30 protein-coding genes are annotated in these 26,898 nt (G+C 62.9%); 8 read left to right on the top strand and 22 right to left on the bottom strand.

The genetic code is table 11. The features are described from left to right. Nucleotides 1-165: 165 nt before the first annotated feature. Entirely contained in the window at nucleotides 166-1,113 is a 948-nt protein-coding gene (locus VNH11_10735) for an SMP-30/gluconolactonase/LRE family protein (protein HVA46830.1), read from the bottom strand. 128 nt (nucleotides 1,114-1,241) lie between these two features. Between VNH11_10735 and VNH11_10730 the strand changes: the two genes are divergently transcribed. After that, nucleotides 1,242-1,715, top strand: a complete 474-nt coding sequence (locus tag VNH11_10730; protein HVA46829.1) for a GNAT family N-acetyltransferase — start codon at nucleotides 1,242-1,244, stop codon at nucleotides 1,713-1,715. Nucleotides 1,716-1,913: 198 nt separating this feature from the next. Here VNH11_10730 and VNH11_10725 read toward each other — a convergent pair whose 3' ends face one another. Further along, entirely contained in the window at nucleotides 1,914-2,144 is a 231-nt protein-coding gene (locus VNH11_10725; protein HVA46828.1) for a hypothetical protein, read from the bottom strand. A gap of 3 nt (nucleotides 2,145-2,147) precedes the next feature. Continuing rightward, nucleotides 2,148-2,672, bottom strand: coding sequence for a thiol peroxidase (gene tpx, locus VNH11_10720; GenBank protein ID HVA46827.1), 525 nt, complete (start codon nucleotides 2,670-2,672; stop codon nucleotides 2,148-2,150). Between the two features lie 227 nt (nucleotides 2,673-2,899). Between tpx and VNH11_10715 the strand changes: the two genes are divergently transcribed. Continuing rightward, nucleotides 2,900-3,277 (top strand): STAS domain-containing protein, encoded by a 378-nt coding sequence (locus VNH11_10715; GenBank protein HVA46826.1) that lies wholly within the window; start codon nucleotides 2,900-2,902, stop codon nucleotides 3,275-3,277. 22 nt (nucleotides 3,278-3,299) lie between these two features. Here the strand turns inward: VNH11_10715 and VNH11_10710 are convergent, their stop codons facing one another. Further along, nucleotides 3,300-3,869: a hypothetical protein gene (locus tag VNH11_10710; protein HVA46825.1), complete on the bottom strand. Its 570-nt coding sequence runs from the start codon at nucleotides 3,867-3,869 to the stop codon at nucleotides 3,300-3,302. Between the two features lie 26 nt (nucleotides 3,870-3,895). Beyond that, nucleotides 3,896-4,498 (bottom strand): transcriptional repressor LexA, encoded by a 603-nt coding sequence (lexA, locus tag VNH11_10705; protein ID HVA46824.1) that lies wholly within the window; start codon nucleotides 4,496-4,498, stop codon nucleotides 3,896-3,898. 281 nt (nucleotides 4,499-4,779) lie between these two features. Here lexA and VNH11_10700 point away from each other — a divergent pair, with 281 nt between their 5' ends. The 4 genes from VNH11_10700 to VNH11_10685 all read left to right on the top strand — a co-directional run bounded on the left by VNH11_10700 (nucleotide 4,780) and on the right by VNH11_10685 (nucleotide 9,590). Next, nucleotides 4,780-6,984, top strand: a complete 2,205-nt coding sequence (locus VNH11_10700; GenBank protein ID HVA46823.1) for a fused MFS/spermidine synthase — start codon at nucleotides 4,780-4,782, stop codon at nucleotides 6,982-6,984. A 61-nt stretch (nucleotides 6,985-7,045) separates the two neighbouring features. Continuing rightward, on the top strand, nucleotides 7,046-7,582 hold the full coding sequence (locus VNH11_10695; protein HVA46822.1) for a sigma-70 family RNA polymerase sigma factor: 537 nt from the start codon (nucleotides 7,046-7,048) through the stop codon (nucleotides 7,580-7,582). Between the two features lie 3 nt (nucleotides 7,583-7,585). Further along, nucleotides 7,586-8,110 (top strand): hypothetical protein, encoded by a 525-nt coding sequence (locus tag VNH11_10690; protein ID HVA46821.1) that lies wholly within the window; start codon nucleotides 7,586-7,588, stop codon nucleotides 8,108-8,110. 28 nt (nucleotides 8,111-8,138) lie between these two features. Further along, entirely contained in the window at nucleotides 8,139-9,590 is a 1,452-nt protein-coding gene (locus VNH11_10685) for a trypsin-like peptidase domain-containing protein (GenBank protein ID HVA46820.1), read from the top strand. 48 nt (nucleotides 9,591-9,638) lie between these two features. On the opposite strand, the gene VNH11_10680 is transcribed toward VNH11_10685, so the two are convergent. The 7 genes from VNH11_10680 to VNH11_10650 all read right to left on the bottom strand — a co-directional run bounded on the left by VNH11_10680 (nucleotide 9,639) and on the right by VNH11_10650 (nucleotide 13,127). After that, a complete protein-coding gene (locus VNH11_10680; protein ID HVA46819.1) occupies nucleotides 9,639-10,289 on the bottom strand; it encodes a hypothetical protein in 651 nt (216 codons plus the stop codon). Nucleotides 10,290-10,322: 33 nt separating this feature from the next. Further along, nucleotides 10,323-10,550, bottom strand: coding sequence for a hypothetical protein (locus VNH11_10675; GenBank protein HVA46818.1), 228 nt, complete (start codon nucleotides 10,548-10,550; stop codon nucleotides 10,323-10,325). A gap of 31 nt (nucleotides 10,551-10,581) precedes the next feature. Further along, the gene (locus VNH11_10670) at nucleotides 10,582-10,809 is read right to left on the bottom strand and encodes a hypothetical protein (protein ID HVA46817.1); all 228 of its coding nucleotides are present in this window, start codon (nucleotides 10,807-10,809) and stop codon (nucleotides 10,582-10,584) included. Between the two features lie 84 nt (nucleotides 10,810-10,893). Beyond that, on the bottom strand, nucleotides 10,894-11,097 hold the full coding sequence (locus VNH11_10665; GenBank protein HVA46816.1) for a hypothetical protein: 204 nt from the start codon (nucleotides 11,095-11,097) through the stop codon (nucleotides 10,894-10,896). Next, nucleotides 11,094-11,318: a hypothetical protein gene (locus VNH11_10660; protein ID HVA46815.1), complete on the bottom strand. Its 225-nt coding sequence runs from the start codon at nucleotides 11,316-11,318 to the stop codon at nucleotides 11,094-11,096. The genes VNH11_10665 and VNH11_10660 overlap by 4 nt, the downstream gene beginning before the upstream one ends. A 180-nt stretch (nucleotides 11,319-11,498) precedes the next feature. After that, nucleotides 11,499-12,656 carry a Gfo/Idh/MocA family oxidoreductase gene (locus tag VNH11_10655; protein HVA46814.1) on the bottom strand — a complete coding sequence of 386 codons (1,158 nt, stop codon included), beginning with the start codon at nucleotides 12,654-12,656 and terminating at the stop codon, nucleotides 11,499-11,501. Between the two features lie 246 nt (nucleotides 12,657-12,902). Further along, complete coding sequence (locus tag VNH11_10650; GenBank protein HVA46813.1) at nucleotides 12,903-13,127, bottom strand: hypothetical protein; 225 nt, start codon at nucleotides 13,125-13,127, stop codon at nucleotides 12,903-12,905. Between the two features lie 208 nt (nucleotides 13,128-13,335). On the opposite strand from VNH11_10650, the gene VNH11_10645 reads away from it, so the two are divergent. Continuing rightward, on the top strand, nucleotides 13,336-13,965 hold the full coding sequence (locus tag VNH11_10645; protein HVA46812.1) for a hypothetical protein: 630 nt from the start codon (nucleotides 13,336-13,338) through the stop codon (nucleotides 13,963-13,965). On the opposite strand, the gene VNH11_10640 is transcribed toward VNH11_10645, so the two are convergent. The 4 genes from VNH11_10640 to hpnC all read right to left on the bottom strand — a co-directional run bounded on the left by VNH11_10640 (nucleotide 13,932) and on the right by hpnC (nucleotide 18,089). Beyond that, complete coding sequence (locus VNH11_10640) at nucleotides 13,932-14,759, bottom strand: site-specific DNA-methyltransferase (GenBank protein ID HVA46811.1); 828 nt, start codon at nucleotides 14,757-14,759, stop codon at nucleotides 13,932-13,934. The two genes, VNH11_10645 and VNH11_10640, sit on opposite strands and share 34 nt — an antisense overlap. Before the next feature lie 77 nt (nucleotides 14,760-14,836). Further along, entirely contained in the window at nucleotides 14,837-16,279 is a 1,443-nt protein-coding gene (gene hpnE / locus VNH11_10635) for a hydroxysqualene dehydroxylase HpnE (GenBank protein ID HVA46810.1), read from the bottom strand. Beyond that, a complete protein-coding gene (locus VNH11_10630) occupies nucleotides 16,276-17,166 on the bottom strand; it encodes a phytoene/squalene synthase family protein (protein HVA46809.1) in 891 nt (296 codons plus the stop codon). The genes hpnE and VNH11_10630 overlap by 4 nt, the downstream gene beginning before the upstream one ends. Beyond that, the gene (hpnC, locus tag VNH11_10625; GenBank protein ID HVA46808.1) at nucleotides 17,163-18,089 is read right to left on the bottom strand and encodes a squalene synthase HpnC; all 927 of its coding nucleotides are present in this window, start codon (nucleotides 18,087-18,089) and stop codon (nucleotides 17,163-17,165) included. The genes VNH11_10630 and hpnC overlap by 4 nt, the downstream gene beginning before the upstream one ends. Nucleotides 18,090-18,163: 74 nt before the next feature. Between hpnC and ispH the strand changes: the two genes are divergently transcribed. After that, the gene (gene ispH / locus VNH11_10620; GenBank protein HVA46807.1) at nucleotides 18,164-19,105 is read left to right on the top strand and encodes a 4-hydroxy-3-methylbut-2-enyl diphosphate reductase; all 942 of its coding nucleotides are present in this window, start codon (nucleotides 18,164-18,166) and stop codon (nucleotides 19,103-19,105) included. A gap of 36 nt (nucleotides 19,106-19,141) precedes the next feature. On the opposite strand, the gene VNH11_10615 is transcribed toward ispH, so the two are convergent. The 6 genes from VNH11_10615 to miaB form a co-directional block, all read right to left on the bottom strand. Beyond that, nucleotides 19,142-20,143 (bottom strand): glycosyltransferase, encoded by a 1,002-nt coding sequence (locus tag VNH11_10615; GenBank protein ID HVA46806.1) that lies wholly within the window; start codon nucleotides 20,141-20,143, stop codon nucleotides 19,142-19,144. A gap of 209 nt (nucleotides 20,144-20,352) precedes the next feature. Beyond that, a complete protein-coding gene (gene phoU, locus VNH11_10610) occupies nucleotides 20,353-21,015 on the bottom strand; it encodes a phosphate signaling complex protein PhoU (protein HVA46805.1) in 663 nt (220 codons plus the stop codon). A gap of 266 nt (nucleotides 21,016-21,281) precedes the next feature. Next, nucleotides 21,282-22,592, bottom strand: coding sequence for a Gfo/Idh/MocA family oxidoreductase (locus VNH11_10605; GenBank protein ID HVA46804.1), 1,311 nt, complete (start codon nucleotides 22,590-22,592; stop codon nucleotides 21,282-21,284). A 93-nt stretch (nucleotides 22,593-22,685) separates the two neighbouring features. Next, nucleotides 22,686-24,905, bottom strand: a complete 2,220-nt coding sequence (locus VNH11_10600; GenBank protein ID HVA46803.1) for a hypothetical protein — start codon at nucleotides 24,903-24,905, stop codon at nucleotides 22,686-22,688. Nucleotides 24,906-24,994: 89 nt separating this feature from the next. Beyond that, the gene (locus VNH11_10595; protein HVA46802.1) at nucleotides 24,995-25,378 is read right to left on the bottom strand and encodes a hypothetical protein; all 384 of its coding nucleotides are present in this window, start codon (nucleotides 25,376-25,378) and stop codon (nucleotides 24,995-24,997) included. Then, the gene (gene miaB / locus VNH11_10590) at nucleotides 25,375-26,865 is read right to left on the bottom strand and encodes a tRNA (N6-isopentenyl adenosine(37)-C2)-methylthiotransferase MiaB (GenBank protein HVA46801.1); all 1,491 of its coding nucleotides are present in this window, start codon (nucleotides 26,863-26,865) and stop codon (nucleotides 25,375-25,377) included. Before miaB ends, VNH11_10595 begins: the two co-directional genes overlap by 4 nt. Nucleotides 26,866-26,898 lie beyond the last annotated feature (33 nt).

Here is a 26,898-nt window from a genome sequence, read left to right as displayed (position 1 = left end):
ACAACGTCTTCCGTCCCATGAGGCCTGATTGGCTTGCAAAGCCGCTCCGCTCACGCAGTGAGCGGGCTACGTAGCCCGCTTGCTCCGCAAGCGGAATGGCGTGAGCCAGCCGCACCGGCTCTGCGCAACCGTACTCCCCTTGTCCCCCCTCTCCGTCTCTCCCTCTCATTTCCACCGCGGCCAGGCCACTTGGCCGGGCACCGCCACGCGCGTGGTGAACAGCGTCTTGCCGGCGGTGATGTAGAGCGTGCGTCCATCGGGCCCGCCAAAAGCCAGGTTCGTGAGCACGTCTTCGCCAATGGGGATGCGGCCGCGCAACTCGCCTTGGGGCGTGATGAGATAGATGCCCGGCGGCACGTCGGCCGTTTCGTTGGCGTGCCTGGGCCGTGAGACGCCGGCGGCCACATAAAGGTTGCCCTCCACGTCGAGCCGCATGCCGTCGCCGCCGCGGCCGGGAGCGAAATCGTAAACCAGCCGATGTCCCTGCGGATTGCCCTCGTCGTCGAGATCGAACGACCAAATCTTCCGGTTTCCGCCCGGCGTTGGGCAGCTATCGACCACATACAGCCGCCGGCAATCCTGCGTCACGGCCAGCCCGTTGGGACGCTCGACATCGGGCTGCTGGAGAATGCGGACGACCCGGCCGTCGAGATCGATGCGATAAACGCCTTCGACGGTCATTTCCATCTGCGAGCGGTCGCCATAGCAGGGGTCGGTAAAGTAGATGCGCCCCCGGCCATCGACGCAGATATCGTTGGGCGAATTGTAGCGCCGGCCCTCGAAGCGGTCGGTCAAGACCTCGTCGTTGCCGGTGGCCAGGTTCGTGCGGGTGACGCGGCGGCCGCCGCCGGGGCCGAACTCGGCGCCTTCGCAGTGGAGCAGCCGCCCTTCGCGATCGAAGGTCTGCCCGTTGGTGCGGTGACTCGGCTCGCGAAACACGCTGCGGCGGCCGTCAGGTGCGAGTTTGAGGATGCGGTTGTTCTCGATGTCCGAGAAATAGACGTTGCCCTCGGCATCGACGGCCGGACCTTCCGTAAAGGCAACCGCCGTGGCCGGCGCCACGCCGGCGGCGGCACTGGCTTCAGGAACAGGTAGCGAGGTGTACGTGTTCATGCTGCAGTTATGGCGGAGAGGTCGCTGGTCTGCAAGGTGGTCGCGATCGGCGGGTGCGGTTTCTTTCGCGTTCGTTTCCCTGCTACACTGTTCGTCGGGGCTGCTGCGCCACGGACCAGGGACTACAAATGATTCGCCCGACGATTCCCGCCGACCAGTTCCCGCTGCTCACGCTGGCCCGCGAGACCGGCGTCTTCAAGCCGATCGAAATCGACGCACTGGAAGAAGTGCTTAACGATTACCACGCCACGAACCACGCCCACGGGCACCGTTCGGTAACCTATGAAGACGGCGGCGAAGTGCTCGGCTTCGCTTATTACGCTCCGGCGGCGATGACCGACCATGCCTGGTATTTGTATTGGATCGCGGTCAGCAAGCGGACGCAGGCCCGCGGCATCGGCGGCACGCTGTTGCGGTTTGCTGAAGACGACATCCGCCAGCGGCACGGCCGCATCCTGCTGATCGAGACCTCCTCGCTGTCGCACTACGACCTGACGCGGCGGTTTTACATCAAGCAGCAGTACGAGGAAGTGGCGATCGTGCCCGATTATTACGCCGACGGCGACAGCATGGTGGTCTATCGCAAGCGGTTGAAGACCTAGATATCTGTCATTGTCATTCGTGGATTGTGATGGATCATTCACAGGGTTGTCGCGGACGTAAGGTGGGGCAAGCGAGATTGCGAGCGCTGGCCCGCCGATAGCAACGTCGTTTTCATGGTGGGCCGGCGCTCGCAAGCTCGCCGGTCCCACCCTACGAAGTTTTGCGCCGTCATCAATGGAGAATTGACAGAGCACTAGCTATTTCGTCCCCGGCGGGCGCTTGTAGAGCACGATCACCAAGATGTCCGAAGGCGGAAAGTCGCCCTGCGTCAGCCCGGAGGCGCCGGCTTTCGGCGAGGCCGACTGCGGCGCAATGTTGCCGGCGATCTGCAGCACCTCGGCCTGCGATTCGACCAGCCAACGGTTGATCTCGTCTTCCAGGTCGGCCAGGTTGTGTTCGATGCCCTTGAACAGCTTGATTTGCTGCATGGCTCAATGCACCAGCTTGCGCAGTGCCTCCAACGCGGCGTCGTAGTTCGGCTCTTCGGCGACTTCCTTGACCGTTTCGGCATGCACGACCTTGCCGTTGGCGTCGAGCACGAACGTGCCGCGGGCCAGAATCTTCAATTCTTCGATCAGCATGCCCCAGTTCTGGCCGAAGCTGCGGTCGCGATAGTCGCTCACGCTCTTCAGCGTGGTGATGCCCTCGGCGCCGCAGAAGCGGTTCATGGCGAACGGCAGGTCGAGGCTCATGGTGATGGCGTTGATCTTGTCGCCGAAGGCGGCCAATTGCTGGTTGAAGTTCTTGGTCTGCTTCGCGCAGACGGGCGTATCAAGCGAAGGGACGACGCTGATGATCGTCGGCTTGCCTTTAAGGGTCTCCGGCGTGACTTCCTCGAACTTTCCGTCGGCGAAGCGGTAGGCCTTGAAGGCGGGCGCCTGCTGGCCGGCCGTCACGGCGTTGCCGGCCAGTGTCATCGGATTGCCCTTGAACGTAACGGCTCCAGATCGAGACATGGGGTTGCTCCTCGCAGATTGGCAAAAGGTTGGTTCGTCGAATGTAGAAACGCTAGTATGGCGTTTTCGCCCCTCGCATCAAGGGGGCGAAGCGGCGAGCACGCAATTACGGCGTCGCGAGCGTCTCTACCACTTGCGGCAATTCGGCGAATCCTTATGATGGAAGCACCTGTCGTGAGGATTTTAGGCGGCCGACTCATTTTTCTTTGGTTGAAGGAGCAACTGTCATGATCGCACCGGCATCTGGTTGGATGATCGACGTGGAGCGCGGGCCCGACTGGCTCTTCGTTCACTTGGAAATCCCGGCCGACGGCGACCCGGAGGCTAGTTCGCTGGCCGAGTCCGTTTGGTCGGTGGTCAAGCAGCACTTCGTCTATCGCGTCGTGCTGGAGTGCGACCGATTGCCGCTGCTCACGAGCGCGCTGATTGCCCAGTTGATCGGACTGCACCGCCGGCTGCAAAAGCAGGGCGGTCTGTTGCGGTTGTCGGGCCTTTCCGACGACAACCAGCAACTTCTGCGGAGCTGCCGGCTCGACGTCCTGTTTCCGCAATTCCGCAGCCGGTCGCACGCGGTGCTGGCCCACCGCCCGCTGCAGCCGCGCTGAGCCGCGTGAAGTATCGATCGCGCTAAATGCAGGGTGCGATCGGCGCAAGCCGATATCGCCAGCGTACGGTTTGCGGCGCATGCGAATGCTCCGCGCGCGCGGCGATCCGCAATCGGCGCTCTTCACCGGCCTGCTCCGCCTCCACCCCGCCTGCCGAAACGTGCAGTTCATACCCCGACGCAAAAAGAAATCGGCCGTTGCCGAGCGACCTGGCCGCGTCCGCATCGACGATTCGATAGGTGCTGCCCAACCAGCCCATCGCAGCCGCTGAGCGGCAGGCGACGTCAAACACCAGGGAGCCGTCGGCGAGGTCCGGCTCCACGCTCAACGACCAATGGCTGCGGCCCGCGCGGCCGACAAGCAGCGCCACCTGCTTGTCGCCGCGTTGCTCGACGTGCAACTCCTGAAACGGCGGACTCGGCGGCCAAGGATCTTCGGCGGCTCCTTCCACCGAGGCCAGCAGCATTCGCTCCTCTCCGCGCGCGCACCACACCTCATGCCCGTAACGATCGCCACGGCGCGAGAACACGACGTGCAGATCGCCCGCGGCAATCGTCACCGTTTGAGGCGCGTGCTCAAATTGCAAATCCATTCAATCGAACCATTCGTCAATCGCCATCAACCCACCTTTCGCACCACGCCCACCAACACGCCGAGCACGCGGGCATCGGTCACGTAGATCGGCTTCATCGACGAGTTGGACGGCTGCAAGCGAATGCGCTTGCCTTCGGGATACCAGCGTTTGAGCGTGGCCTCGTTGTCGTTGGTGATCGCCACCACGGTCTGTCCTCGTTGCGCCGTGTGCTGCCGCTTGACGACCACATAATCGCCGTCGGCAATCTGGTCGTCGACCATCGAGTCGCCTTTGACCTTGAGCACGAACATGGAATCATCGCTGAACATATCGCTGAAGTCGACCCTCTCGGTCTGCTCGACGGCCTCGTGCAGCACGCCGGCGGCAATCTGCCCGGCCAAGGGCAGCCCGCGATTACTGGCATGCTCGGTGGTGAGCATGATGGCACGCGACATGTTCGGCTCGCGGACAATCAGACCCTTCTTCTCCAGGGCCTTCAGATGGCACATCACGCCGTTGGGCGAGCTGATGTCGAAATTGGCGCCGATTTCTCGCACCGTGGGGCCGTAGCCGCGGTTGCGGATCTTCTCGCGGATAAACTCGTATACCTCTTTCTGACGCGCGGTCAGGTGGTCCATGTAAGTCATGATCGTTGGTCCTTTGCTTAAGGCGGGTTGAATTGGGTCTTGCCCCACGACCAAGTATAATATACTGCTGTTCATAGTCAATAGCGCATGTACACTTTTTGTATCTGCTTGTGGTGTATAGGGTTACGTCGTCGAATGTTCACCGGGTTTTTGCGGCGTTTGTCCACTGAACGGTGACGGCAAGGGCGATGGAACAACTCGGCCGCGGCGTCTAAAATCGAAGTCGATGCGGCAGCCGACGTGGCGTCCGCCGCGCACGCAACGCCCCACACGCTGGCCGCATGGCTGTTCTCTTCGCCGTCACGCTGTTTGCCGCCTCGGCCCTGCTGTTTCTCGTCGAGCCGATGATCGGCAAGATGCTGCTGCCCGACTTCGGCGGCGCGCCGGCCGTGTGGAACACCTGCCTCGCCTTCTTTCAAGCGGCGCTTCTGGCCGGCTACGCCTACGCTCACGGGCTGACCCGCTGGCGCCGCACCGGCGGCCAGCTCGTCGCGCATTTGCTCGTGCTGGCCGTTCCCTTACTGGTGCTGCCGTTCGCCGTGCGGTCGGAGTGGGCGCCCCAGGGGCAAAGCGAGCCGATCGCGGCGCTGGCCGGCATGCTGTGCGCCACGGTCGGTCTGCCCTTCTTCGTGCTGGCTTCCACTTCGCCGCTGCTGCAACAGTGGCTGGCCGCCACGCGACACCGGCATGCCGGCGATCCGTATTATCTGTACGCGGCCAGCAACGCCGGCAGCATGCTGGGACTGTTGGCGTATCCGTTGTTGGTCGAACCGAATCTGACACTTGGCCAGCAGAGCCGAATCTGGGCCGTGGGGTACGCCGTTTTCGCGGTCCTGATTTTGGCCTGCATGGTTGTGGTCTGGCGGCGGCGGCAGGCGCCGTGCGAAGAAGGCGCCACGCAGCGCAAGCCGTCGGCGTCGCGAGTTTCGCCGTCCACGATCATCACGCGGCTGCGTTGGATTGCATGGGCATTCGTCCCTTCGAGCTTGCTGCTTGGCGTGACGTCGTATCTTTCCAGCGACGTCTCGCCGGTGCCCTTGATCTGGATTGTGCCGCTGGCCTTGTATCTGCTCAGCTTCATGCTGGTGTTTTCGCGTATGCCGGCCTGGCTGCCGCGGCTGTTCGCCGTGGCGCTGCCGCTGTTGGTGCTGGCGCAGATTTATCACTTGTTTACGTCGCACGCGGGCGAGAACTACTCGATGCTGCGGCTGGCCGCGATTCACCTGGCCACCTTCTTCAGTGCCGCGATGGTTTGCCACGGGGAACTGGCCCGCACCCGGCCGGCGGCGATGTTTCTCAGCGAGTATTACTTCTGGTTGTCGCTGGGCGGCGTGCTGGGCGGTTTGTTCAACGCGCTGCTGGCTCCGCTGCTGTTCAACTCGCTGTTGGAATATCCGCTGGCCATGTCCTTGGCCTGCGCACTTTCGCCGCTCGTGCTTTGGCACTGGCCCGGCAACCGGTTCTGGCTCGACGCTCTGGTGGCGGCCTTGGCCGGACTGATTTCGGCACTCATCTTATTCACACGCTGGCAAGACCGTTCCGACACGCCGATCGTGCTCTGCATTGCGATCTGCGTTCTTGCCGTCGGCAGGCCCGTGTCGTTTGGGCTGAGCGCCGGGGCGATTTTTGTGGTCATCGGCTTTTACGACGACGTGGTCGATCACGTCAAGCTGCGCGAGCGCGATTTTTATGGCGTGCTGCTGGTGCAAACCGACGCGGAAGACAAGTTTTATTGCCTCACGCACGGCCGCATTCGCCACGGCCAGCAGCGCCGCAGCGACGACCCCAAGATCCGCGATGTGCCCTTGATTTACTACCACCCCACGGGCCCGATCGGACAGGCGTTCCACGCGGCCGTGCCCGTGATGCGGGCCAAGCCGCCGGTCGCGGTCGTCGGCCTGGGGGTCGGATCGCTGGCCTATTACGGCCGAGCGGGGCAGGAATTCACCTTCTACGAGATCGACCCGCAGGTGGAGAAGATTGCCCGTGACGACCGCTATTTTACCTTTTTGCGAGACAGCCGGGCGAATTGCCGCGTGGTGCTGGGCGACGCCCGGTTGTCGATGCGGGCGGCGCCCGACCGGCATTACGGGCTGATCGTGGTCGATGCCTTCAGCGGCGACGCCGTCCCGGTACACCTGCTGACGCACGAGGCGATCGAGATGTACCTGCGAAAGCTTCTTCCTGGCGGGCTGCTGGCGTTTCACATCTCGAACCAGTTTCTTGACCTGGCGCCGGTCTTGGGCAACCTGGCACGGGCATCGGATCTGGCCGGCCTGGATCAGAATGAATTGCAGATTGGCTTCGACGAAACGGAGGCCGGCAAGTCGGTGTCGCACTGGGTGCTGCTGGCCAGGCGAGCGTCGGATTTCGGTACGTTGGCGTCAGACGCTCGTTGGCAACCGTTGAAGGCCGCACCCGAGCTGCCGCTCTGGACCGACCACTACACGAGCCTGTGGGGCATTGCGCGCCCAAGAATGCCTTGAACTAATTGCGGGCGGCGGGAACAAATAGATCGGTTTCACAAAACTTGCACGCACTCCGCCGGTGGACGAGCGCGACTTCGACTGCCTGATCGAGCACTACCCGCGTATTCGCCGGGCGGCGCTGATGCTGTCGAATGTCGACGCCTGGGAGGCCGACGACCTAGCACAAGAAACGATGTTGCAGGCCGCACGGGGCTGGCATGCGTTCAACGGCGCCAGCCAGGTACACACATGGTTGTACTCGATTTTGTTGAACCAGCACCGGCGGCGATTACGCAGCAAAGGCCGCTGGTGGCGGTCTTGGATGGCCTGGTTCGACCAAAAGCCCGGTCGCCACGACGCCGCGCCGGACAAGCAGATCGTGGCCGAGGAATGGCGGCAATCCTTGTGGAGCGCGGTGGCGGAGTTGCCCGAAGCACAAAAGCAAGCGATCTTGTTGCGCTATTCGGAGGATTTCAGCTACGAACAAATCGCGCAGGTCCTGCAATGTCCGCTGGGGACCGTGAAGTCACGCTTGCACCACGGTTTGAGGGCCTTGGCCAAGAAGTTACAAAACGGCGATGCCGCCGCGGCGTTTGCAGAATTGACGAACAGGTGATCCATGAGTGAAGAGACGAACTATTCACGAATCGAAGAACGGCTGCAAGCCGAAGCCGGCCGCTTGCTCATCGCCGATAGCCGGCCGGCGGCGCAGCTTTTGAACGAATATCAGTGTCGGCGGCGACGCAGCGTTCAAAAACGACTGGCGGCGACCGCAATCGCTTCCGCGGCTGCGGCGGCGGTAATGTTCGGCTGGCGCAGCGGCGAGGAAGGGCCTTTGCCGCCCTCGTACCGGCCGGCCACCGAGGCAATTCGGCAGGATAACGAAACGGCGGCCGCCCGACAGGCCGATGTGCAGGCACCCGCTCCGTTGCCATCATCCATGACGGTCGAAGCGCGCGGGGCACTGCCGGCTATTCCGTTTGTCATCGGCGACCCCGACAGCGGTGAACCGATCGTGAAGGGTTTCTATGTTCCCGAACAAGTCGAACCGATCGACATGCGCGATTTGTCGCCGGCCGAGCGGGAGGCCGTTCGCGCGGTCCTTGGCATCGAGGAGGAGATCGAAAACGGCGACATTATTTAACCGGTTTGATTCGCACTAGGAGCACAAAATGAATGGCGATTTCCCATCTTCGTTGTGGTGGTACGGCCGTCAGGTCCGCACGTTCTTCAGCGTCTTTTCCTTCTTAGCAGTTCTGGCAACGGCTTGGCCTGCGGATGCGGGGAGCCGCGAAGCGGTGAAAAAGGCGCTGGCCGCCACCGTCGCGGTCGAGTGGCGTGCCGAGCAGAAAGCCGACCAACCGTCGCCGCCGACAAATAGCGGACAGATTCGAGAAGAACAATGGGTGGAGATCGATCCGGCGACGGGGCAAGAAACGGTACGGAACAGGATCGTGGGCGCCCAATCACAGCCAATCCCTGACCTGGCGCTGTCCAGCGGCGTCGTGGTCTCAGCCGACGGCTTGGTCGTGACCCTCAGCCGCGAGCACGGCGAAGGCCGGTACACCGTCGTTTTCGAAGACGGGCGTCGCTTGTCGGGGAAAGTTTTAGTAGAAGACCGCCGCACCGGCCTGCGTTTGTTGAAGATCGACGGCCAAGCTTTGCCGCACCTCTCGCTGGTCGAGGCTCAGGCCGAGGTTGGCGACCAGGTTTTCGCCGCCTTTTGCACTCATGATCGTGGGCGCGCGGCGGCCCAAGGCATGATCGCGGCGCGCCAGGGCGCGCCCGCGGGCGGCTTCTTGCAACTCGATTTGGCAGTGGGGCAAATGAGCGCCGGCGGGCCGCTGGTCGACAGCGAAGCGCTCCTGGTGGGCGTGATCGCCGGCAAGATCGCCCGCAGTCCCGGCGAAGATTCCGCGAACTTTGCGGTGCCGGTCGATGGAGTTCGCGCCTTGTTGCAAGCGCGGCAGCTCGAAAACACCGTGGTCATACATCGCGGTTGGCTAGGGATTAAGATCGATCGCAAGACCGAAGACGGCCCACGTGTGTTCGTGCATCCCTTGCCCGACTCACCCGCGGGAGCCGGTGGCATACTTGACGGCGACGAATTGCTGGCGATCGACGGTGAAAAGATCACGTCGGGCGCCGAGGCCATGTCTGCCGTGGCGCGACACGCGGCTGGCGAGAAAATCGCCGTCACCGTCCTCCGCGATGAGCAGGAACAAAAGCTTGAAGTCACCCTCGGCCGCGCGCCTGCCGCGCGGGATTTGCGTGTCGGTTTGCCGCAGCCTACGAAGCTGATCGCACCCGTCGCCCCCGGCGCTAACCTTGTGCGTCCCGAAAAGCTTTATCTGTTGTCTGAAGACGGCAAGACCGTCGCGGTGCCGGCCACGCCGCAGGAGCTTGAGCGATTACGGACCGCTGCCAGGGCGCTGCGGATCCCGCCAGCCCCCGGCTTGCCGCGGGCCGTCGAGCCACAGCCCGTACCCAATGTTATTCGCGTCGAGCGCAGCGACATGGAAAAGAAGTTGGAAGAACTCGGCCGCAACGTCGAATCACTCCAGCAGCAGATGGAAAAGCTGAGCGATGAGATAAAAGCCTTGCGGTCAAAGTTGGCGGACTAGTGTCGTTTCGAGTTCAACATGATCGCCGTGTCGACAACCGTCGAGTTACTACGAGCCATCGCTCAAAAGAGGATGCTGGCGTCCCTGAACCATCTGCCGCATTTCGGGCAGCAAACCGCGGAATGTGTCGGGCAGCGAAGCCAGCCCGACCCGCCGCATGACCTGATTCAGCCGATAACACAGTTTGCCGTCGTCAAGGTAATCCCACAAGAATTGCTCGCGAATAAATAGCGGAACAAAATCGCCCAGCGATGCGGGATGGCCGGTCGCCATTTGCCCCACCGCCGCTTCCAACCAACGGCCATCGACGGCGGCCAACGCCCGATAGTAGGCATCGAGCTCGGCCGGTGCCTGGCGGATCAGACAAGCATCGAGCAGGAGCTCGACCAGAATGTGCCCCAAGAAACTCGGCCGCAGTCCGTCGTCGGCCGGCAGACCGTCGCGGATCTGGGCCGTGAAGTGCCACGATAACTCGGCGAAAGCGCGGGTCTCGTGGAACCAGCGGTCGTCGGCATGATGTTGCTCGATGCCTCGGGCCAACGCCGCCAGCTTTGGATCGGCATGGTCGACAAAGGGCCGGGCATGTTTCGACCGCACCTTGACCTGCCGGGCCACCACATTCAGCCAATCGGGCACCGCCGTGCCGGCCAGAAAATAAGGCTCGTCGGTGAACCGGCGGCCGTGGGCGAAGTAGTTCATTCGTTAGACGTTGGTTAAAAAACTCGCTGTTGGCTATCGCTGGCGCAATACTCCAAGTCCGACAACGGTTACCGTTCGCGAAGCGTCATTAATCGTGAAGCCAACGCGCAGCGGCGATTCGGCCAGAAAATACAAGTCTTCAACCTGTCCGTCAGCAAACCCCGCCGGATTCTCGCGGAGTTTTCGTTCGATTACGTCAACAGCGGAGCTGACTTCGTTGCGGTTCGCGGCTTTGGTCCATACGTCAGCAACTTCGCCCAACGCGGTAAGGCCCAGGCCACGGTGAAACGGCTCATTGTTGTTCCAACGAACGTAGATGATTCAGCACCTCCTCAGTCGTGAACGTCGGCTCGTCGACGGTTAGTCGTTGCCGCCACTTTTCCAATTCTTCGTCAATCGGTGCCGGAGTAACATAACCGACTAGGTTGCCTTCCTTGTCGACCACTTGCACCATCTTCGCTGCCTTCTTTATCAAGGCTGCCTCCTGATCATCGACAACGCTGTGGGTGAAGTAGTTCATGTCGTATCTACGGCTCAATATCACTGCTGCCGCTTGTCCGCGCAAAGATGGCAACCACGTCGACGCGCCGATCCAACTCAGAGATCATAAATAGACTCGCAACTTTGAGACCTCCATCCACCGAAGATTGGCAATGATTTCGTTGCCCCATTCCGGCGCCTGCTCGGCCAATCGGCGGTTAATCTCGTCAGCGTTGGCGGTAATCGAGGCGCGGTCGTCGGTATCCAGCCACAATTCAGCAAGCTGGTTGTCGGCTCTTCTCCGCCAGACAACGCTATACCGGCTCATGATTTCTCTAAAGACCGCAAATGTTCTAGGACCTGCTCGGTGGAGTACACCGGATCGTTTTGCTCTTCGACGAGCCAAGCTTTTACGCGCTCAACCTCCTCTTCTGGCGGAGCAGGAGTAACATACCCAATGATCTTCCCGGCCGCATCCAAGACCTGAATGCTTCTGCCCGCCCTGCGGATCAGCTCTGCCTCAACCTTGTCGACGACGATATGCTGCATGGTCACACCTCGATCTTTGAGTGCTTTTCGCCAACTAAAAGCTGCTGGATGATGTAGGGATGCTTCATCGGGTTCTCCGACTTTTAAGGCAACTCCGCCCCCAATTCCAGCATACAGCCGACACGATGGCCGGTCCAATCCGAAATCGGCCGCATACTGCCCCCTGCCCGGTCGCGGAAGTCAGTCAATCTCCACCCACTGCCCGCTCTTGGCGCTGGTCAGCACGGCGTCGCAAACTTTTTGCGTGTGCAACGCGCAGCGGAAGTCGGGCTGCACCGGCTTGCCGGTCTCGAGCGACTGCAAAAAGTCAGCCAGGGCGTTGATGAACGTGTGCTCGTAGCCGATCGTGCAGCCGGGCACCCACCAATTCTTCATATAGGGATGCTCGAAGTTGGTGACGTGAATCTTCTGCCAGCCGGTCAGATGGCTCTCGATCTTCGCCCCCGTCTTCGGATCGGCGTACTTGAAGTATTGCAGGTATTGCGGGTCTTCCAGATCGAAGAAAACGCTGCCGGATTGGCCGTTCAATTCGAAGGTGTTGTAGTTCTTGCGGCCGCGGGCGTAGCGCGTGCTCTCGAAGGTGCCCATCGAGCCGTTGGCGAACTGGGCCAGAAACATGCAGGCGTCGTCGATGCCGACCGGCTCCAGCTTGCCGGTCTCCTGGTGCATCCGTTGTTTGACGAAGGTCTCGGTGGCAGCGGTCACGCGGCGAATCGGGCCGTTGAGCCATTCGGCCGCGTCGATCGAGTGGGCCAGCAGATCGCCCGTCACGCCTGATCCGGCCACATTCACGTCGAGCCGCCACAGCGCGGCCCCGCCCTGCGGCACGTCTTCGGCAATGGTCCAGTCCTGCAAATAGGTTGCCCGGTAGTGAAACGGACGCCCGATGCGGCCCTCGTCGACAAGCTGTTTGGCCAGCGCGATGGCGGGCACGCGGCGATAATTGAACCAGACCATGTTCGGCAGGCCCGCCTTTTCGACGGCCGCGGTCATCTCTTCGCCCTCGGCCACATTCATGGCCAGCGGCTTCTCGCAAAGAATCATTTTGCCCGCCTTGGCCGCGGCCAGCACGATCTCGCGGTGCGTATTGTTCGGCGAGCCGATGTCGACCAGGTCGATGTCTTTCCGCTCGATCAGCTTCCGCCAATCGGTCTCGTAAGACTCGTATCCCCAGTTCTCGGCAAACGCCTTGATCTTCTCTTCATTCCGGGCACAGCAGGCCTTGAGCACGGGGCGGCGCTGGTGCGGAAAGAACTGGCTTACCTGGCGATAGGCGTTGGAGTGTGCCCGGCCCATGAAGCCGTAGCCAATCATGCCGACGTTGAGCGGTTGAGTCATGCGAGAGTTTCCCTTATGCGTGCGGTTCGGAGGAGGCGGGGTTTGTGAATTCGGATTATGCGGTAAGCTGGGCCGTTTTTCCAGAGACAGCGGATCCTGATCTTGCAGCGTCTGGAAGCATTGTTTCTCGACAACGTCGGGAAGATCGCGACGCCCGAGCGAATCCTGGAGGCTGCCCAGGATCCGCCAGCCCTATTTCAGTCAGTTCCTCGCGAGCCGGATCCCACCACGTGACCGTGAAGCGAGTCATTGGTTCTCAAGCGAGCGAAGATGCGCAAGGACTTCGGCCGTCGTATACGTCGGGCCTTTTCGACCTTCGGCCAGTCGCGCCTTGGCCGCGGCGATCTCCTCTTCCGGTGGGGCAGGCGTAATAAAGCCCACCAAGCGTCCCTTGGGATCACGCACGTGTACCGTGCTACCAGCAGCGGCGATCAGTTCCGCTTCGGTGGTGTCTACGACAATGTGCGGCATCTGCTCAGTCCTCGCAACGACTACGTTAAACGCCCCGATTTATATGCTCTCGGTCGCCCTCTTTCAGCATAAGGCCAAACGGTGCTCCGGTCCAACCGGGCTCGGCGGCTCCGGGGGGCCGTCGCGTCCCACGGCCAGGAAACGCCTTCAGCTATCGGTCGCAGCCTGTCGATCAAAGCGAAGTGCGGTCCCGCGCGGTGCAAGGCGAATGGCCACGAAGAAAAAGAAGTACACCCAGGCGTCGATCTTGCAGCGTCTGGAAGCGTTGTTTCTCGACAACGTCGGGAGGATCGTAACGCGCGAGCGAATCCTGGAGGTCGCCGCGGATCCGGTGACGGGAAAGATTCCCGAAAACTGGCACCAGCGACTGTCTGAGCTCCGCGTCGAGTACGGTTACACCATTCAGTCATCGCGCGACACCCAAGAACTGAAGCGGTCGGAGTACCGCCTGGTGTCGGCGGAACGGCGAACGACGTCGGGCAGGCGGGTTAAAATCGCCCCCAAGACATGGCAAGCGGTGTTGGAACGCGCTCGACATTCGTGCGAATGGGAGGACGGTGGCGTTCGGTGCGGGCTGAAAGCGGGTGAACAAGACCCGATCGGCGGCGGGACCGTAAAACTGACCGCCGATCACAAGACGCCGCATTCCATGAATCCCCAAGCGGACGCCCATGACCCGAATGCCTGGCAAGCGCTTTGCGGTCGCCACCAGGTCGTCAAGAAGAATTTCTGGGACCATGCAACTGGCAAACTGAATGTCTACGCGATCGTGCAAGCGGCGCCAGAGCGCGAAAAGCGGGCCGTCTATGACTTCTTGCGCGAATACTTCGGCGATTGACAGCGCGTGACCCCAAGCCGCTGTTCGGTAATCACCGTGTATTCCTCGGAGATGTCACACAGTATCGCGTGCCGGCCAAGCTTGGCGCAAACCGCTCCCGTCGTCCCCGAACCGCACATGGGGTCCAAAACCGTATCTCCGGGCTTCGTTGCCATTTGAATCAGCGGTTCGATGACCTTTTCGGGCTTCTGCGAGGGATGCCCCGTTTGTTCGTTCCTGCCGACAAACCCAATATTGAGCGGAACGTCGATTACGCTCGGCGGTCCGGGGATGTACCTCAACTTGCCCTCGCGTTGCTTCGCGAGCTGAACGTCGTTCAAAAAATGCTCGGCATAGAGTTGAGCATCCTCCCGCGCCAAGTGCAGGCAGGTGTATTGTGCCGAACGCCAGCCGCGAATGACCGAGGGGCAGTTTCGGTAAAACCAGGTCAACCATGCAATCAATTTCAAATCGCCAGGAAGGTTGTTCAACAGCCGCCAAATAATCTCGGGGAAGCCCCACACGTAGACGTGCTCCGCGATCTTGCCCGACTTCGCCACGACGTCGGCGAGCCATTCGTCATAGTCGTCGCGGACACCGCCAAAGCCCTTGTTGTACCAAGGGTCGAGCATGACGACTTTCACGGGGGAGCGGACTGCTTGCAGGGTGTCCGACACATCTGCGGGCGGGAGCACCGTCAAGTATTCGTGCCCCGCTCCGCAAACGACCGACTCGCGCGCGTCTTCCTCGAACAAAGCGGTTTGCGAGCCGTTTCCATTCCGCTTCCGCGATGACCCGTTCTTGATTTTCACCATGTCGCTCCGTAAACGTCCCCGTCGCCCATATTCCAAAGTACGCCCTTCGATCCACCCAGCGTGTACAGAATATCATTTCAGGCCGTGCCTTTCCATCCCTCTTGTCCGCCGCAGCCCAGCAGCAGCCTGGCCAACCAGGATGGCCTCATGTCCGGCACCAGGATTCGCTCGTGGCGCCCAAAGGCGTTCAAGATTGCTTCAGCGGCAAAGTAGCCGCTGCGGACGGCGCCCTCCATCGTGGAGGGCCAGCCCGTGCGCGTCCAGTCGCCGGCCAACGCCAGGTTGGCGATCGAGGTTTGCTGCGGAGGACGCAGACGTTCGATGCCCGGCCGCACGGAGAACACCGCGGCCTGTTCGGTCACGATCCGCCAGCGGAGCAGCGTTGCTTCCCGTGCCACCGGCCAGATCGCAGCGAGGTCGCCGATGATTTCGTCGATCACCGCCGCGCGATCGCGTCCGGCCAACGACCGCGATGCGCTAATCACCACTTGATAATAGTGCTCGACCGGTCCTGCCGACGCGCCGCCGCGATTGAACAGCCATTGGCTCAACCGGCCGACCAGCACCGCGTGCGGCAAGGGCGTAATCTCGCGATCGAACCAGAGGTGGACGCCCGTGATGGGAGCCGCCTCGATCTGATCGACGCCCGACAACTCGGGCAGTCGGGCCAGTAGCGGAGCGTCGAACAACTCGTGAACCCGCTTCCAAGTGACGGCCGCAATCACGCCGTCGATCTCGCGCCGCGTGCCGTCGGCCAGCACGATCTTGCTCACGCCCGCGGCGTCGCCTTCGATCTGCTTGACGGGCGTGCCTAACTGCAGCGACACGCCGCGGCTATTCAACCAGCCCTCCAGCCGCTCGCCATAGAGCTCGCCCAGCGCGACGCGAGGGACATCGATCTCATACGCCGTGCGGGCAGCGAGGAACCCATCGACGAACACCTTTCGAGCAGCCGCCGGCGAGGCCCGATCGAGATCCTCTCCCAAAGCACTGACCAGCACGACCGACCAGAAACGCTCGATGGCCCGCGGACTTTGACCTTGGTCGCGCAGCCAATGGCCGATGGTCGCTTCCTGGTTGCCGTCCGATCCGATGCGGCCGAGCCGCAGCATGGTCCGGGCAATCGCCGCCCGCTCTCCCAAGGAGAGATAGCCCATGCGCAGCAAGGCCGGCGCCAAGTGTAGCGGCGCCGGCAGCCAACGACTGGCCGCCAGCCGAAAGCATCGGCCGTCAGGCCCAAAGAAGTGGAGCACCCGGTCGCGTCGCAAGAGCTTCGACAGTCCGGTGCGGCGGCAAAAGTCGATCAGGTTGGTGCAACACCCCATGCCGACGTGCTGGCAATGGTCGATCCACTCGCCGCTGGCCGCGTCGTAGAAGCTGGCGGCGCGTCCGCCCAGCCGCCGGCGCGACTCATACAGTTCCAGTTCGAAGCCCCGTTCGGCCAGCGCCGCCGCCGCGGCCAGGCCGGCCAGGCCTCCTCCCACGATGGCGATGCGGCGCGGGGCGGCGTCGGGCGTCATTGCCGCCTGGCCCCGGCCGGCGCGGGCACCGCATGGCCGGGACTCGCCAGCAGCCAGCGACCGGCGATGCTCAGCTTGCGCCACGCCGTGAGCTGAACGCGATGCCCGAACACGTCGCCGTCGCGACGCTTGATTTCATCGAGCAGCCCGCGATAGATGCTCGTCATGGCGCCGAACACCGACCGGCCGTCGGGCGACAGCCAGCGGTGCAGTTCGGCCGCGTCGTCGTAAAACCGCTCGACACGCTCGATCTCGAACCGCATCAACTCGCGAAACCGGCGGTCGACAACGCCTCGCCGCAATTCATCGGCGGCGTAGCCGAACCGGCGCAGGTCTTCTTGAGGCAGGTATACGCGGCCCGCGGCGGCGTCTTCTTCCAGGTCGCGCAAGATGTTCGTCAACTGCAAGGCAAGGCCGCACTTCACCGCCGGTTCGAACGCCCGCTCGTTGCTAAAGCCCCATATCCGGATGCAGCACAGGCCGACGACCGATGCGACCTTGTAGCAATAATCGCTCAGGTCCGCGAACGACTCGTACTGGCAGGAACCGAGATCCATCTCGACGCCGTCGATCAGAGCGTGCAAGTGCTCCGGCGGTAGCCGATAGCGTTCGATCGTGTCGGCCAAGGCGGGGAAGATGGGTGAGTCGTAGACGCCGCTCAGGCAACGGTCGAGCGACGCCCGCCATTGCGTCAAGGCCGCCCGCCGCTGATCGAGCGGCCGGGGGCTGTCGCCCAAGTCGTCGGTCTGGCGCGAGAAGGCGTACAGCGCACACATCGCCCGGCGTTTCTCGCGCGGCAGGACGAGAAACGAATAGTAAAAATTCTTGGCCGAGCGGCGGGCCAGGCGGCGGCAGTTGTCGTAGCTGGCGGCGAGCGAAACGGTCATCTTCTTCCCGCCGTCGCGCGGCGCACCAGGTAGCCGGCCAGCAGACGTGCCTGGTCGCAGCGCGTCACCCGCGGGCGTCGCCACCAGACGTCAAACTCGACCGAACGGATTTTGTCGAGGATTTTCAGCCCGCCTTGAACGATCAGCCACACGTCGCCCGCCAGCCAGCCGGGCAAGCGTTCGATCAGCGGCAACCCGTTGCGCAGCCAGGTTTCTGCCCGCTCGACCTCAAAGGCCATCAGCCGCTGAAAAGCCTGGTTCGATCTGCCGGCCGCGAAATCGCTTTCCGAAAAGCCGAAGCGGCGAACGTCTTCCAGCGGAACATAGATGCGGCCGCGTCGCCAATCGCCGGCCACGTCTTGCCAGAAGTTGGCAAGCTGCAGGCCGGTGCAAACCGAATCGGAAAGGCGGCCGCGATCTTCGTCGTGGACCCGCCCCAAGCACAACACCAGCCGGCCGACCGGGTTGGCCGACCGCCGGCAATAATCGAGCAGATCGTCGAACGTTTCGTACCGCGTGACCCGCTGGTCTTGTCGAAAGGCGCTCAGCAGCGCCCGCAATGGACCGGGCGGAATCTCGAACTCGCGAATCGTCTCGCTCAGGGCCACGAACACCGGGTGCGAGGCCCGGCCGGCATAGCACTCTTCAAGTTGCTTTTGCCACCAATCGAGCAATGCGAGACTTTCTTCCGCTCCGGCGGTTTCATCGGCCAGGTCGTCGGACCAGCGGCAATAGGCATAGACGTTGGCGAAGTGCTGCCTGAGCGGACGTGGCAGCAAGCGGCTGGCGACGACGAAGTTCTCGTAATGACGGCGGGCCAGACGCCGGCAATAGTCCCGGCTGGCGGCGAGCGACGGCGGCTCACGTACCGCGGCGGCGGGGCCGTGCCTTGCCAATTCCGCGGCGAATACAGCAGAAGTCATCAGCGTCCGTTCAAATGGTCAACCGCCCCCCAATGATGTATTATGATGAATCCTCGCCTCCGAGACAAACCGTTATGAGAATCATCCTGGCCGGCCCGCGCGGTTTTTGTGCGGGCGTGAACATGGCGATCGAAAGCCTCGATCTGGCCATCGAGATTTACGGCACGCCGATCTACGTCTATCACGAAATCGTCCATAATCGCTACGTCGTCGAAACGTTCCGCGCCAAAGGGGTGGTGTTTGTCGATGAGTTGGCCGAAGTGCCCGAGGGAGCGGTGCTGCTCTACTCGGCCCACGGGGTTTCGCCCGAAATTCGGCGGCTGGCCGATGAACGCCGCCTGCAAACGATCGACGCCACGTGTCCCTTGGTGACGAAGGTCCACCTGGAGGCGATCCGCTACGCCAAAGAGGGCTACACGATCGTGCTGATCGGCCATGAGGGGCACGACGAGGTGATTGGCACGATGGGCGAAGCACCCGGCTCGATCGTGCTGGTCGAAACGCCCGACGACGTCGATCGCCTGCAGGTGCCGCCGGGAGCCAAGCTGGCATACCTGACGCAAACGACGCTTTCCGTGGACGACGCCAACCGCATCATCGAGCGGCTGCGACGACGCTTTCCGCAGATTGCCAACCCGCCCAAGGAAGACATCTGCTACGCCACGCAAAACCGGCAGGAGGCCGTCAAGGTGCTCTCGCGCGAAGCCGACCTGGTGCTGGTTTTGGGGAGCCAGAACAGCTCGAACAGCCAGCGGCTGGCCGAGATTTCGACGGAGAACGGTGTGCCGGCCTACTTGATCGACGGCTCGGCCGACATCGACGTCAGTTGGTTTCGCGGCCACGAAACGGTGTTGGTCACGGCCGGGGCCAGCGCGCCGGAGTTGGTGGTGGAAGACTGCATCGAGTTCTTGCGCAAGCGGTTCGATGCCAGCGTCGAATCGCGGAGCGTGCGTCCCGAAGAGGTCTATTTTCCGCTGCCCCGCGAGTTGCGGCAGGTGGCCGCGCGACGGGAGTGAGCCCCCTTGCGGCGCAGACGTTCCAGGCCGACAGCCTTAGATGATCTCTTTCCGCTGGCGCCGTTTATGGCGGCCCGTTGAACGGCGAGAAGCTTTCTTTCTCTCTTCCGGCGATTTATGGGCTGCGTCAACCCGCCGCGCCGGATTGCTCACGGCCGTAGCGGCATTTGTTTCCGCCACAGGCGCGATCGGCGAAATCTGCGGAGCAGTTCCGTCGCACAGACCCGCCATGCGGCCGACGAGTTGCGTCACGAGCCACGGCCGCGGAATACTGGTCAGCGCCTCGACCGCCACGCGACAGCCGTGGGCAAACAGGCTGCGTACCCAACCGCGCTGCCGGGCGTGTCGCCAGAACAGCCGTTCGCTGTGCCGCGATCGCCGGAAGAAACCGTCGCCGCCCACAAGTCGCGGATCGACGAAGATCTTCGACTCGCAGTCAAGCACGCAATGCCGGCCGGCGTGCCGCATTCGCAAAGCCAGGTCGACGGCGGCCAGCTCGGCCGGCAACGTGGCGTCCAGCGATCCCAGCTCGACGAAGGCGCCGCGGCGATAAAACGCGCCGGCCAGATGCGGGCCAACCCACGTGCGACCGATCACACCGACGGCTTCAACCGGGCAACCGTGGGCCGACGCCGCCGAGTGCCCGCCCCACGACCATGTCGAGCCGGCTGCGATCACGCGCGCGGGTGCCGTTGCGTCCAACACCACGGCCGCGACCGCGGCCACGTGCGGGTCTTCGAAGCGGCGTACCGCCGAGAGCGTCCAGCCGTCGTCGACCGTCGCTCCGCAGGCCAACACATGGACAACCTCGCTCCGCGCGGCGGCAATGCCGCAATTGACCAAGTCGACCAGCGTCGACCGGTCGGGCGCCTGAACGAAACGGATTTCGTCCTTCAGGCCGTAGGGGTCTGTATAAACACAGCCCAACACGACGACGATTTCGCTTCGTGGCGGACGGCGTTCGAGCACCGAAAGCAGGGTGCTTTCCAGGGCTTCGGTGTTTTCCAACGTCGGGATGATAATCGAGATGCGTGACACGAAGGCAATTCCCAACCCGCCGCGCAAGGCGGCCCGGCCAAAGCCGGCGGATCCAATCCGCGCGGCGCACCAGCCGGCTTCTGACGAGCAATCGGCACTCTTCGCTTAGTTCGGTCCCCTCGGCGGCGGAGAATTACCCGACTTTTTGCGAAACAAACATTCCGCCGAACACGCCCGCTTTGGCCCTCCTGCCCATTTTGCCGGCCCGCTCAGGCTTCTTCGTCCTGATGGCGGACAATGTCGCCCTCGACCATATAGATCACGTCTTCGGCCACATTGGTCGCCATGTCGCCCAGCCGCTCCAGGTGCTTGGCGATCGAATAGAGCTTCATCAGCGTTTCGGTCTGCTGCGGCCGCTCGCGGATAGCGACGCGGATTTTCTCGTGGACCGTCCGCCGCATGGCGTCCAATTCGTCGTCGTCCTGGCGCACCTGGTGGGCCAACGCCGAATCGCCCCGCACCAAGGCGTCGAGGCTCCGCTTGACCATGTCCTGAGCACGCACCGCCATACCGCGGAAATCGACGGGCACGTCCACCCGGTCGACCCTCGCCAGATAGAGCACTCGCTTGGCTATGTTCTTGGCCAGGTCGCCCATCCGCTCCAGGTCGTTGTTGATCTTGAGCACGGCGACCACGAACCGCAGATCGACGGCCACCGGTTGATAGAGGGCCAGAATCTTGAGGCAGTCTTCCTCGACATCGACCTCCATGCGGTCGATTTCGGCGTCTTCTTCCAGCACTTTGGCGGCCAGCGTTTCGTCGCGTTCCACCAGGGCGGCCACGGCATTGGCGATCGCCCCTTCCACCATCGAACCGACGAAAAGAATCTTCTGCTTGAGTAGCTCGATCTGTCGCTGCAAGTGCTTCGGCATGGCGGGCGGCGGGCAAGAGTACGTGGACGAGTTCCGCGGTGGTATGTTTCCGGCGCGGGCTTCCGGCGTCATCCGTCATTCTGGCGCGGCCCTGGCTTGCGCCGCCTTCCGCCTCGCCACGGCGACGGCGACGGAAAAGACGGTGAGGACCGCCGATCATGGCCGTTAAGCCGATTCCCGAAGGTCATCCTAGCGTCACGCCCTACTTGGTGGTCGACGATGCGGCGCGGCTGATTGATTTTCTGACGCAGATGGTCAGGAACCGTTCAGACCGTCGGCAACTCAAATCCCTTGCGCCGCGGTCGGTCGAGCATCGCGTTGGCCTCATCGTCGCCGACGAACTGTTCGCGGACCGGATCCCAGCGCAGCTCGCGGCCGAGGGCGCGAGTGATGTTGGCCAGATGGCACACCGTGATCGAGCGGTGCCCGATCTCGACGTCGGCCACGGGCCGCTCGCGGCTGCGGATGCAGTCGAGCCAGTCTTGCATGTGCCAGCGCGCCTGCCAGAGGGCCAGTTGATCGCTCCACTTCCGCTCTTCTTCTTCGACGTTGACCTTCTTCTTGAGCTCTTCGGCGATTTCGGGCGGATTCGATGTGAACTTGTTGCGGTTGATTTCCAGCTTGCCTTTTTCACCGACGAACACGGCGCCGCCCATCGGGCCGTGCCCCTGTTCGAGCACAAACTTGACCTCGACGCCGTTGGAGTACCGCATGGCCACCTGCCCGTTCGGTCCGGCCGAGAGGGGACGCGTTTCGGTCGGCCCGCTGCCGTCCATGCCCAGCGCCCATTGGATCTGGTCGACGCCGTGAGCGCCCCAGTTGGTCATCTCGCCGCCGGCGAAATCGCGCCACCGCATCCAGCCCATCCAGTCGGGATGATAAGGCCGCTCGGCCGCCTGGTTGAGCCACATATTCCAGTCGAGTCCGTCGGGCACGGCCGCCGCCGGACGCGGTTCGGCCGGCGACGAATTACTGTAATTCATGGCCCGCACTTCCAGCAGCTTGCCCAGGCCGCCGCCGCGGACCAGCTCGCAGGCCACGCGATTCATGGCCATCGACCGCTGCTGTGAACCGACCTGCAGCACGCGGTCGGAGCGTCGCACCGCCTCGACCAAGGCACGCCCCTCGCGCACGTAGAGCGTCAGCGGCTTCTCGGCATAGACGTCTTTGCCCGCCTGACAGGCGTGAATGCATGGCAACACCCGCTGAAACTCGCCGGTGCCGACGATCACGGCGTCGATGTCCTTTCGCTCCAGCAAACTTCGATAGTCTTGATAGACGGGCCAGTCTTGCTTGGCCTTCGATTTGAACTCGTCGGCCCGCGGCAGATTGCAATCGCACAGCGCCACGATCTGGGCCGACTCCGGGAGCTGTTGCAAGAGCAGCTTGGCGCGGCCGCCCACTCCGATGGCTCCCACCGTAATGCGGTCGTTCGCGCCGGGCTTGCCCGGAGCGGACAGCACGTGCCGCGGTATCACCATCGGGGCCGCGAAGGCGGAGGCGGTGATCGTCGCGCCAGTGCGAAGAAACTTACGGCGAGTTTGTCGGGCAGGCGATTCGGGCGGCTTTCGATTCATGGCAAAATGCCTCGGTGGATGGGAGCGGGGGCGTGGGAAGACGAAACGGTCCTTCCCCATTGTTGTAACTTGCCGCCGTCCGGTTTGCCAGCATCACGCCGCTTTGGGCACGATCAGCCCGGATTCGAGCTTCTGCTTCCACCGCTGAATCGACGTGCGACGCTGCTTTTCGGGGTCGCCCGGCTGATAATACAGCCCCAGGCCGGTGATGTGGTGCAGATTCCAGAAGCTCAGCACGCGGTAGTCGAGCTGCTCGTCGGGCGCGTCGAGCCACTCGATGAGCTGCGCCGCTGCGCCGTCTTCAAGTTGCTGCGAGTCGTAACCCCAGAGCATCCGATACAGGTCGCTACCCATGGCTTTGCCGCGCGCACTCTCGAAGGCCTGCCGCACCAGGGCGGCGGTTTCGGTGCCCCGCGCCAGGGCCGATCGCAGCGATTCGATCTGCGAGGTCCAGGCAATGCGATAGGCTTTGTCGTTGAGCAGCGGAATGATCGGGCCAAATTCATCGATCAGGGCCAGGCTTTGCGTGGCCAGCAGACTGTTCTCGATCTTGCGGTGCGTGGCCAGCTCCGTGAGGGCGGGCGTCGCCGGCTTGTCGGCACGCAGGAATTTCTCGATTTCCTCCGACGCCCGTCGGTCGGTCGGATTCAGTTCGCTGTCTTCGATCCAGATGGGCAGCTCCTCGGCCGGCCGGTTGCCGGTCTTGGCACTGCCGAGCGAGCGCCATGCCCGCCCGCTCATCGTATCGCTGCGACCCTTGCGGTCGGTCCAGGTCGCCTGGCCGCTGGCCAGATACAGGTCGACCGCGGCCGGAGCCGCCTCTTCTTCGGGATTGGCGCCTTCGGGCAATAAGGGACGGACCTCAATCGCCAAAGCGGCTTCTTCTTTGCCGAACTCGATGGTTCCGGCATAGTCGCCGGCCTGCAAGCGAATCTTGGTGTCCGGCTTGGCGACGGTCAGCAGCAGCAGCCGCCCCGACGTCAGGCGGATTTCGGGCGTGCCATCGGCATCCGGCCGCCCCAATGCCGCGATGGCGCCGCCGACGAATTGCAGCGTTACGCCGTTGCTCATGGTCACACTGGGGCGATAGGTCGGCAGCCCGATGAGCCGCTCGCCGGCATGGACGGTGCCGCGGGCGGCCACGCGCTGCCAGTCGTCGCCGGCCAGTCGCAAGAGCACGTCCTGATCGGTAATCAGTCGTCCGATCGCCTCCGAGGCCGGTCCTTCGTCGGCAGGCTCCTTTTCGACGGGCCGCTTGGAGGTGCTCGACGCCGTGTGGCTTGCCTCTTCGTCAGACGCCGCTGGCGGGCGGCCCGGCCGTGCCGGTTGCGGGCCCTCGCGCGCCGCCGAACTCTCGGCCGCGACCTTTTCGGGCATCGTGCTTTCGTCGGCGTTGCCGGTCTGCGTTGGTTTCGCGTTCGCGTCCTTCGTTGCCTTGGCCGGCTGTTCCTGAGACGGCTCGGGCGGGGTGTGCCGGTCGGCGGTCGCCGATTTGTTGTCCGCAGACTTGTTGTCCGACGATGCGGCTTCCTGCGCGCCGGAGGGCGTTTTCTCTTGGTCCGCCGTTCGGCTTGGGGCCTGATTCTGGAACTGCGGTGCGGAGACGCCGCCTGCGTTTTCCGGCGGATGGTTAACGTCGGCGACATGGTCGGGCGGCTCGACCCGCGCCACCACCTCCCCGTTCCGGAAATGCGCCGAAATCTGCGGCCAGAAGCTCGCCACGCCAATACCGGCGGCCAGCAACACCAGCGCGGCCAGCAGCATTACGGCCCACGGCCGAGACCGGGCGGGCGTGTCCGACGCTTCGCGTAGATAGTCGGGCACCTTGGGGCGGCGGCGTTTTTTCTTGCGGCGAGACGACCGCGCCGCCCGTTCGGCCAACGTGCGTTCGCTTTTGGCCGCCGTCCGCGCGGCCGCGGTCGCATCGGCTTGGCTGAGTAATTCGTACATCCGCTGGCGGCTGCCGCCTTCAATCTCCGCCGGCTTGCTGAGCACGAGAGCCAGGATCTGGTGGCACGAGGCCACTTCCGCCAGGTGGACGTCGGACTCCAGGCAGACCTTTTCGAAGTCGGGCACCCGCTCCGAAGGGAGCGTGTAGTCCAAATACTCGGCCACCGTGTTCGGATCGAAGCCCATGCCCCGGCCGTGCAATTTGGGCGCCCCCAGCCGCAGCCGCCGCGTCACATCGCGAGTGCGGTGCATCAGGCTCGTGGCGAATTCGCTTTCCTCGATCTTCTTGTGGACCTGTTCGGCGTCGGCCGGCTCCAGAAGGTCTTCCAGATAAGCCAGCATCGTGCGGAGCGTCAATCGCATGGGTCAGAACCGCCGGTAAAAGGGAGTGAATCGAACCGTCATCCTTAATAGTGGCAGCCGGACGCGAAATCCGTACATTCAAATTTCAATTACACCATGCCCGCCGTCCGTGTGTACCAGCGGCCGTCCGACGCTTTCACCCAACGTTCGCGTATCTTAAGGGAATGATGTTCCCGATCTTCCAACGCGACCAGCCCGTAGGCGAAATCTCGGTCGTCATGCTTATTCGGAGCGTTCACGTAGAGTCGCAGACGCTCAACGGTCTGACTCACCATCGGCCCGTGCTTCGCAAAGAATGACGAGAGCGAGTTGGTGTAGGCCGCAATTTCAACTTCACCTGCGTCCCTCAGCTTAGGGTCGACAAGGTCAAAGCATTTCTGCCACTGCTTGGCGTTCAAGAAGTGATAAAACCCTTCAATTCGCGTCGCAAGATTTTGCTGCTCGACCGTTGCCTCAGTAGTGCTTGGAGTCATGGCGATGCAGCCCCTCCCAAGGCTCCCGCCATAATTGGTGGATTCCCCGGTCCGGATCTTCCATTGGCTACCCTTAACTCGAATATCTCCGGTCCCACGTGCTGGGTCACCACGCTGCCGAACAGGGTAAACGCATTCGCATCGTAAACGACCAACGGCAAAAACTGCCCGATCAGTCGGCGGTTGCCCTCGAACACCACAATGCGGTCGCAATTCGTGCGGCCGGTGAGCTGCAATGCCTCGCCGTCGCTGGCGTGCTTCCGGCTGCTCTTGCTCGGCCCTTCGACAAGCACCGTCACCTCGCGGCCCAAAAACGCCTGGTTGTCTTCCTCGCTGATCGTATTCTGGATGGCCAACAGCTCGTTATTGCGGCGGCGCTTCACCTCTTCGGGCACGTCGTCGGCAAACAACTCGTCGGACTTCGTGCCGGGCCGCGGGCTGTACTTGAAAATAAAGCTGTTCTTGAACCGCGACTCGCGCACCAGCTCTGCGGTCGCTTCGAAGTCGGCGTCGGTCTCGCCGCAAAAGCCGACAATGAAGTCGCTCGTCACCGCCGCGTCGGGAATTGTTTCGCGAATGCGGCCCAGCATCTCGCGATACTCTTCCACCATGTAGTTCCGCTTCATGCGGCGCAGAATCTCGTTCGAGCCGCTCTGGGCGGGCACGTGCAAATAGTGCGAGCACTTGGGCAGATCGCGCACCGCCTGCAACAGGTCGTCGGTCATGTCCTTGGGAAAGTTCGTGACGAACTTGATGCGGTCCAGACCGTCGATCTCATGCAGCCGGCTGATCAAATCAGCGAGCCGCGTGGTCCGTCCGTCGGCGTGATAGCGGTAGCTGTTGACGGTTTGCCCCAGGAGCGTGATCTCGCGGCAGCCCTCGGCGGCGAGCCGGCGGACTTCCGCCTCGATCTGGCCGGGATGGCGGCTTTGCTCCGGCCCGCGCACGCTGGGCACGATGCAATAGGTGCAGAACTTGTCGCAGCCGATCATGATCCGCACAAACGCCTGGTACGGCGTGGGCCGCATCTGCTCGTCGCGCAGCGGGTCGTAACTCTCGAAACTTTCTTCCACTTCGTGACGGTTGCCCTCCTTGCGGCCCAGGCTGACCTCCATCCGCGGCCCGCCGCCGGCCGCGATTTCCTGCAAAAGGGCCGGCACCTGGTGGAGCTGGCCGGGACCGACGATGAGATCGACGTAGGGGGCGCGCTCGAAGATCAGCCGCTGGTCTTTCTGGGCCATGCACCCCAGCACGCCGATGATCTTGTCGGGATGACGGGTCTTGGCGTGCTTCAGGCGGCCCAGGGCGCTGTAGATTTTGTCTTCGGCATGTTGGCGGACGCTGCAGGTGTTGAACAGGATCGTGTCGGCCTCTTTGGGCGTCGAAACCAGCTCATAGCCCTGATTGCGCAGGCTGGCGACCACCAGCTCGCTATCGAGCATGTTCATCTGGCAGCCGACGGTTTCGATGTATAGTTTCCGACCCATATTCCCAGTCAGGCTTGCGGGCCTGACATAAAA

This window comes from Pirellulales bacterium (assembly GCA_035533075.1).
GTDB lineage: Bacteria > Planctomycetota > Planctomycetia > Pirellulales > JAICIG01 > DASSFG01.
The sequence above is the reverse complement of the archived record's forward strand: the minus strand, read 5'-3'. Positions and strand labels throughout refer to the sequence as shown.

Excerpts from the sequence above, each read along its gene's own strand:
- VNH11_10735 (HVA46830.1), bottom strand. The coding sequence starts at position 1,113 with ATGAACACGTACACCTCGCTACCTGTTCCTGAAGCCAGTGCCGCCGCC.
- VNH11_10730 (HVA46829.1), top strand. The coding sequence starts at position 1,242 with ATGATTCGCCCGACGATTCCCGCCGACCAGTTCCCGCTGCTCACGCTG.
- VNH11_10725 (HVA46828.1), bottom strand. The coding sequence starts at position 2,144 with ATGCAGCAAATCAAGCTGTTCAAGGGCATCGAACACAACCTGGCCGAC.
- tpx (HVA46827.1), bottom strand. The coding sequence starts at position 2,672 with ATGTCTCGATCTGGAGCCGTTACGTTCAAGGGCAATCCGATGACACTG.
- VNH11_10715 (HVA46826.1), top strand. The coding sequence starts at position 2,900 with ATGATCGCACCGGCATCTGGTTGGATGATCGACGTGGAGCGCGGGCCC.
- VNH11_10710 (HVA46825.1), bottom strand. The coding sequence starts at position 3,869 with ATGGATTTGCAATTTGAGCACGCGCCTCAAACGGTGACGATTGCCGCG.
- lexA (HVA46824.1), bottom strand. The coding sequence starts at position 4,498 with ATGACTTACATGGACCACCTGACCGCGCGTCAGAAAGAGGTATACGAG.
- VNH11_10700 (HVA46823.1), top strand. The coding sequence starts at position 4,780 with ATGGCTGTTCTCTTCGCCGTCACGCTGTTTGCCGCCTCGGCCCTGCTG.
- VNH11_10690 (HVA46821.1), top strand. The coding sequence starts at position 7,586 with ATGAGTGAAGAGACGAACTATTCACGAATCGAAGAACGGCTGCAAGCC.
- VNH11_10685 (HVA46820.1), top strand. The coding sequence starts at position 8,139 with ATGAATGGCGATTTCCCATCTTCGTTGTGGTGGTACGGCCGTCAGGTC.
- VNH11_10680 (HVA46819.1), bottom strand. The coding sequence starts at position 10,289 with ATGAACTACTTCGCCCACGGCCGCCGGTTCACCGACGAGCCTTATTTT.
- VNH11_10670 (HVA46817.1), bottom strand. The coding sequence starts at position 10,809 with ATGAACTACTTCACCCACAGCGTTGTCGATGATCAGGAGGCAGCCTTG.
- VNH11_10665 (HVA46816.1), bottom strand. The coding sequence starts at position 11,097 with ATGAGCCGGTATAGCGTTGTCTGGCGGAGAAGAGCCGACAACCAGCTT.
- VNH11_10660 (HVA46815.1), bottom strand. The coding sequence starts at position 11,318 with ATGCAGCATATCGTCGTCGACAAGGTTGAGGCAGAGCTGATCCGCAGG.
- VNH11_10655 (HVA46814.1), bottom strand. The coding sequence starts at position 12,656 with ATGACTCAACCGCTCAACGTCGGCATGATTGGCTACGGCTTCATGGGC.
- VNH11_10650 (HVA46813.1), bottom strand. The coding sequence starts at position 13,127 with ATGCCGCACATTGTCGTAGACACCACCGAAGCGGAACTGATCGCCGCT.
- VNH11_10645 (HVA46812.1), top strand. The coding sequence starts at position 13,336 with ATGGCCACGAAGAAAAAGAAGTACACCCAGGCGTCGATCTTGCAGCGT.
- VNH11_10640 (HVA46811.1), bottom strand. The coding sequence starts at position 14,759 with ATGGTGAAAATCAAGAACGGGTCATCGCGGAAGCGGAATGGAAACGGC.
- hpnE (HVA46810.1), bottom strand. The coding sequence starts at position 16,279 with ATGACGCCCGACGCCGCCCCGCGCCGCATCGCCATCGTGGGAGGAGGC.
- VNH11_10630 (HVA46809.1), bottom strand. The coding sequence starts at position 17,166 with ATGACCGTTTCGCTCGCCGCCAGCTACGACAACTGCCGCCGCCTGGCC.
- hpnC (HVA46808.1), bottom strand. The coding sequence starts at position 18,089 with ATGACTTCTGCTGTATTCGCCGCGGAATTGGCAAGGCACGGCCCCGCC.
- ispH (HVA46807.1), top strand. The coding sequence starts at position 18,164 with ATGAGAATCATCCTGGCCGGCCCGCGCGGTTTTTGTGCGGGCGTGAAC.
- phoU (HVA46805.1), bottom strand. The coding sequence starts at position 21,015 with ATGCCGAAGCACTTGCAGCGACAGATCGAGCTACTCAAGCAGAAGATT.
- VNH11_10605 (HVA46804.1), bottom strand. The coding sequence starts at position 22,592 with ATGAATCGAAAGCCGCCCGAATCGCCTGCCCGACAAACTCGCCGTAAG.
- VNH11_10600 (HVA46803.1), bottom strand. The coding sequence starts at position 24,905 with ATGCGATTGACGCTCCGCACGATGCTGGCTTATCTGGAAGACCTTCTG.
- VNH11_10595 (HVA46802.1), bottom strand. The coding sequence starts at position 25,378 with ATGACTCCAAGCACTACTGAGGCAACGGTCGAGCAGCAAAATCTTGCG.
- miaB (HVA46801.1), bottom strand. The coding sequence starts at position 26,865 with ATGGGTCGGAAACTATACATCGAAACCGTCGGCTGCCAGATGAACATG.